A 5,810-nucleotide genomic window follows, 5' to 3' on the forward strand; every position below is an offset into this window, starting at 1 on the left:
TAATAAGTTTAATGAATAAAAACTTTACGTTTGATACATATTGAACACAAACGCATAAACCAGATACCATTTTATATCAAGCTACTTATAATATCATTTTTAATAAATAGTTTTCACAAAATGAAACCGATTAAAACATACAAATATTAATCTATTTTTATGTTAAAAAATCTCGCCACGAATCGAAATGACCGTAGTGTACATAAGTAATTTTTAATTTTGTGACGTTGGTGTTTTACTTAACTACAACTTATTTAATCTAAAGTATAAAATTCACGTTAAACACTGTAACGCTTAAATTGACAGATAAATAATCAATCTAATTCTAATTATTAAATTTAAGGTTTTATTTACTTTCAAAATTTATTATCAATAGATATAATCTATTTAATTAACTATATTTAAGTGCTTTTTTTTCTATCAAAATTCAGTATAGTAAAATAAACTTAAATAAATGATTCGAGGTGAAAAATGTATACTGTAATTTTTGGTCGTCAGGGCTGTCCATATTGTTCAAGAGCTAAAGAGTTAGCCGAAAAGTTATCACAAGAACGTGATGATTTTTCCTATCGATATGTCGATATAAACGAAGAAGGCATCACTAAAGAAGATCTGTCTAAAAGCGTAGGTAAACCTGTCGAAACCGTTCCACAGATTTTTATTGACGAAAAACCAATTGGTGGATGCACGGATTTTGAAGCATACGCTAAAGAACATTTAGGACTTTTTAAAGAATAAAAGTAAGTTAATAAAATAAAAGCCACAAACTGTGGCTTTTATTTTATCGACCCGGTAGCTTTTTCCAAGTGACTTCATTTCGTAAATAGGTCGGTTCGACATCCCCTACCGAGACCCATTCATTGTTTTGCCATTTTTGTTGAGCTAAAACAACCAAATCTTGAGCATGTGGTAATAGTATATCACTTTGCTTAATATTGTTTATCATATCAGGGTAAGTTTGCCAGCCCGTTCCTGCACTATAGGTATCGCTACTAAGATTTTTTACTTTGTCGAAAACACATTTTGGTGCAATTACGCATTCTGGAATCAGAGCTTGCCATTGATTATGCTCATAACGGTATTGCCCTAAATACACCTCATTCATTCTAGCATCAATAGCGGCTAAAACGTGCGTTGCATTATTGGTTCGATAAGCACCTTGAGCTAAAGTCATTAACGTTGATACCCCTATCATGGGTTTATCAATACCTAAAGCTAAACCTTGAGCAACACCAATACCAATACGTACACCAGTAAAACTACCTGGTCCTTGTCCAAATGCGATTGCATCAATTTGTGACAGGGAACAGTTAGATTGTTTAAGAATATTATCAATCATCGGTAAAATTTGCTTGGTATGATCGCGGGCCGATATTTTAAAATCGTGCGTAATTTCATTACAATAGAGTAAAGCTACTGAACAAGCTTCTGTTGAGGTATCAATGGCTAAAATAGTACTCATGTTTTTTCCAATTTTTTATTAGTTAACTTTTTTTAATAAAAATTCTTTAACCTTGTTTATATCACGTGTTCTTGGTGATGGTGGTAAGCTATTAATAAATGTTGCGCCATAGGGTCGCATAACTAAACGATTATCACAGATTATAATTGCACCTCGGTCATTATGATGGCGAATTAATCGCCCCACCCCTTGTTTTAAGGTAATTACCGCCTCGGGTAGCTGTACTTCGTTAAAAGCATCGCCACCTTGCATTTGACAATCTTCCATACGGGCTTTAATTAACGGATCATCAGGTGATGTAAAAGGAAGTTTATCTATAATAACACAAGATAAGGTATCGCCTCTAACATCTATTCCTTCCCAAAAACTACTTGTTGCAATTAATAGTGCATTACCACTGTGGATAAACTGATCTAACAATTTGATTTTACTGGTTTCACCTTGTACTAAAACGGGTAGTTTTGTCAATTCTCGAAACTGTTTAGCTAAAGCATGCATCATTGCATATGAAGTACATAAAAAGAAACAACGTCCATTATTCGCTTCAATGACGGGTAACAATATCTCAACTAATTTTTCAGCATTTCCTTGTTCATTTGGCGATGGAATATAACGAGGTACACATAAAACCGTTTGGTGTATGTAATCAAAAGGACTTTCTAAAATAAGTGAATCGGCATCGGTTAAACCTAAACGTTTAGTAAAATAATCTAATTGATTATTGACAGAAAGCGTTGCTGAAGTAAAAATCCAACTGCCTTTACGTTCTGCTAATAGTTCTGTAAATTTATCTGCCACCGATAATGGTGTTAAGGCAAAAACAAAATAGTTATAACTACTTTCATACCAATAACTGAATCCTATTACATCTGTTTGCTGTAATCGCTTTAATAGCATGCTGTATTGATCGACTCTTTCAAAACAGTTATCTAAGGTTGAAGAACGACCAACAGCTAGTTGCAATACTTCATGACAAAAATTCAACGCATCAATTAGATAAGATAATTCTTTTTTGACGTCTTCTTGATGAAATAAAAAACGCAAATTACCCTTTGGTGATTGCTGATTAATTGCTAGGCGTAAATCTTGAGTACATTTTTGTAATTTATCTGCACATTGTTGTAGTTGCGACATATCTTTTACTTCGGTGCGATAAGTGAGGTTGATTTCTTTCGCAAGATCAAAAAGTTGACGACTAGTCAATTGTTGGCCAAAATAGTGACAAGCCAGATCGGGCAATTGATGAGCTTCATCAAAAATCATAACATCGGCTTTAGGAATCAACTCGCCAAATCCTGTGTCTTTTACAACAACATCAGCCAAAAAGAGATGATGGTTAACCACCACTACATCAGCATTTAATGCTCGTTTACGGGCTTTAACAACATAACAATCATTATAATGTTCACAATCACTTCCTAAGCAATTATCATTAGTGCTGGTTAATAATGGCCAAATAAGATTGTCTTCAGTTACAGTTGTACATTTGCTAATATCACCATCTTTAGTTTTAATCGACCAATTTTTAACACGGGCTAAGTCAACCCTTAACGTTTTATCGAGATCCCCCGCGGCAGCATATTGATGATATAGACGTTCCAAACAAAGATAATTAGCTCGACCTTTAAGCAACGCTATTTTACCTGTAAAATTTAACGCCTTTTTGATAATTGGCAAATCTTTACTATATAACTGTTCTTGAAGATTTTTTGATCCAGTAGATAGAATAACTTTTTTATCACTACGAAGAGCGGGAACAAGATAAGCAAAAGTTTTACCGGTTCCAGTACCAGCTTCAACCACAAGAGAGCGTTGTTTTTTTATTGATTCCGAGACTTTATTGGCCATATTGCGCTGCGGCTCTCTTGCCACAAAACCATCTATTGCTTTCGCCAGTAAACCATTCTCGGCAAAATCATCAACCACTTAACATGCACCTACTAATGAATAAGATAAGTTCAACACATCAATAAAATTAAGAAAAATATTTCAGGAATAACGTCAGAATAAAATGATTTCATCATCAAAATTATGATGGATTTATTGTAACTGAATTGAACAACTAACGACTAAAATAAGTTATATACTATACCAGTAACCACCGAAAAAAGATATATCTAACCATGACTGGTGATAGATACGCTATTTTAATATAAGAAAATAAAATATATAACTATTACTCACTCATCAAATAACCATCAAAAAAAATCAACGTTTAAAACTGCAATCCTGATTTACCGTTAAAACGATAAAAATAGCATATTATTTTTTTAATTTCGTTTTTAAATAAATAAGATAATGTTTAATCCCCGCCAAATATTTTTTTTGCTTGAACATAAGCCGAGAGTATGCCCTGATTGATGAGGTTTTTTTATTGTTATAGGGGATTAAAGGGGCATTTTTCCATGGTGATTTTTCTAAATAATAATCATATAATTTAGATCGATAAGGTTCATGCCAAGGTTTATTTTTAGTAATGTAATGAATTATTACCGTATTGTCTGGCACCATAGCATCTTCATTTCCATTAATTGATAATGCTAATAGATTATTAAATCTATTTTCTAATATCACTCTTCGTTCACCTATAGCAATATTTAATACATCTTGGTCTGGAAATTGGTATTTTTTACCACTATTTAATAATTGTAATGTCTTAGATGTAATATTTTCCTGACACCATAACGGAATATTAATTAACATAACACCTGAATTAAAATAAGAACCAAAGGCAATATTATATTTAACGCATTGGGACTCTTGCATATAAGCGACATCGGCAACAGCAGCAATAATTGCCGAATCTAAATTAGTCTCATTGATAAATTCCAAAGATTTAATACAAAGTGTATCACTATCAATATAAAGTAATCTGTCAGTGACATGTTTCAAAATCATAGGGGCAATTAAGCGAACACATGCAGAAATTGGAAATTGCTCTGTATTTTTATGATCAACTTGAAAATGATCATTGATAACATATTCAGTTATACTAACGTTATTAAAGTTTATTGAAGCCAATTTTTTTCTATTTTCATCTGAAATGCTGTGTGTAAACAAATGAAAATGAAGCTGATATTTTTTATTATTTTCGATAACTGAAATAACATCTATACCAGCAGGTAGGGCATAATTATCATCAAAACATAAAAGAATATGTAATACATCTTCATTGTTAATGAAGTTAGATAATAATTCATTTTTTCTAGTAATAAATTTATCAACATCAATCACAAAATAACCCTTTAGTGCTTTTTAAAAGCTTTATGTTTTAAATACAATAAATAATATTTAAAAGCTGAAAAATATTTATGCTCCTTAGCAAGCATTTTAGCATAACGCCTTGTTGTCGACGGTGCATTCTCATTGGCTAGTAATAGTTTATCATTTGCCCAAGGTGATATTGAAAGATACTGTTGATAAAGTGGCGTTAGATACAATCGATACCAAGGTTTATTGCCGGTAACATAATGAATAATAACAGAACGTTGTCCAATAAAATCATCCTCTTTTCCACCGACGGTGAGTGCAGTTATATTATTAAATCGTCGAGGTAAAAATACTGTTTTACCTTTCATTAAAATGTTTAATACATCCTGATCAGCAAACTTATAGACCTTACCGCTATTTATCATAGTAAATGCTTTATCGGTTAAGTTATTTTCTACCCACATATCTGTATTGATATAAATCATACCCGCATTAAAATATTCCCCATAAGTAATATCACATGCAGTGCTCTGTTTTTCTTGAGTCTTATCTACATCAGGCACTACAGCTGCATATTTATTATTTAAGTCTGTATTAATTAATTCATTAAGATTATCAGTACATAGCACATCACAATCTAAATATAGAACTCGAGAAGTCACTTTGTTCAAAATTTGAGGAACAACAAAGCGCAAACAAGTCGATGCTGACACATGTAAAACCAATGTGTCAGGATTAATTGAAAAATCGTCACTAATTTCGTAATAAATGATAGAAACATTTGTTTTTTTTAATTCATTAAATTTTAGAATTTTTTCATTTGAAACACGATTACCAAATAAGTGGAAAACTAGATTTTTATCGGGGTTATTGACTATCACTGACGACATTGCAATGCCAGCCGGCATAGCATAGTTATCATCAAAACAAAAAGCGATGTGCAAAGTGGGTAAAGATTCGAGGGTATTGTTGAATAATGTTGTCATTTTACTGACAAAAAGATTTTCTTTCATCTTATACTGTTTTTTAGGTTATGGAGAAATAACTAAAAATATTGTAACATACCTTAATATAAACTATGAATATATAATTAATTTTATAATTTAATAACTGAATGAAGTGAACTATATAAAGTAAA

The 5,810-nt window shown here is 31.7% G+C and carries 5 protein-coding genes; 1 reads left to right on the forward strand and 4 read right to left on the reverse strand.

Features of this window, described 5'->3' with window-relative positions:
- Positions 1-471 precede the first annotated feature (471 nt).
- A complete protein-coding gene (locus A9G03_RS09625) occupies positions 472-738 on the forward strand; it encodes a GrxA family glutaredoxin (protein ID WP_065634979.1) in 267 nt (88 codons plus the stop codon).
- A gap of 43 nt (positions 739-781) precedes the next feature.
- On the opposite strand, the gene tsaB is transcribed toward A9G03_RS09625, so the two are convergent.
- The 4 genes from tsaB to A9G03_RS09645 form a co-directional block, all read right to left on the reverse strand.
- Positions 782-1,462 (reverse strand): tRNA (adenosine(37)-N6)-threonylcarbamoyltransferase complex dimerization subunit type 1 TsaB, encoded by a 681-nt coding sequence (gene tsaB, locus A9G03_RS09630; RefSeq protein ID WP_065799076.1) that lies wholly within the window; start codon positions 1,460-1,462, stop codon positions 782-784.
- An 18-nt stretch (positions 1,463-1,480) separates the two neighbouring features.
- Positions 1,481-3,388: an ATP-dependent DNA helicase gene (locus A9G03_RS09635; RefSeq protein WP_065799077.1), complete on the reverse strand. Its 1,908-nt coding sequence runs from the start codon at positions 3,386-3,388 to the stop codon at positions 1,481-1,483.
- A 336-nt stretch (positions 3,389-3,724) separates the two neighbouring features.
- Positions 3,725-4,696: a glycosyltransferase family 8 protein gene (locus A9G03_RS09640; RefSeq protein ID WP_065799078.1), complete on the reverse strand. Its 972-nt coding sequence runs from the start codon at positions 4,694-4,696 to the stop codon at positions 3,725-3,727.
- 11 nt (positions 4,697-4,707) lie between these two features.
- Positions 4,708-5,685, reverse strand: coding sequence for a glycosyltransferase family 8 protein (locus A9G03_RS09645; protein WP_081297563.1), 978 nt, complete (start codon positions 5,683-5,685; stop codon positions 4,708-4,710).
- Between the last annotated feature and the right edge of the window lie 125 nt (positions 5,686-5,810).

The organism is Gilliamella sp. wkB171 (assembly GCF_001693755.1).
GTDB classification, from domain to species: Bacteria; Pseudomonadota; Gammaproteobacteria; order Enterobacterales; family Orbaceae; genus Gilliamella; species Gilliamella apicola_F.

Excerpts from the sequence above, each read along its gene's own strand:
- A9G03_RS09625 (WP_065634979.1), top strand. The coding sequence starts at position 472 with ATGTATACTGTAATTTTTGGTCGTCAGGGCTGTCCATATTGTTCAAGA.
- tsaB (WP_065799076.1), bottom strand. The coding sequence starts at position 1,462 with ATGAGTACTATTTTAGCCATTGATACCTCAACAGAAGCTTGTTCAGTA.
- A9G03_RS09645 (WP_081297563.1), bottom strand. The coding sequence starts at position 5,685 with ATGAAAGAAAATCTTTTTGTCAGTAAAATGACAACATTATTCAACAAT.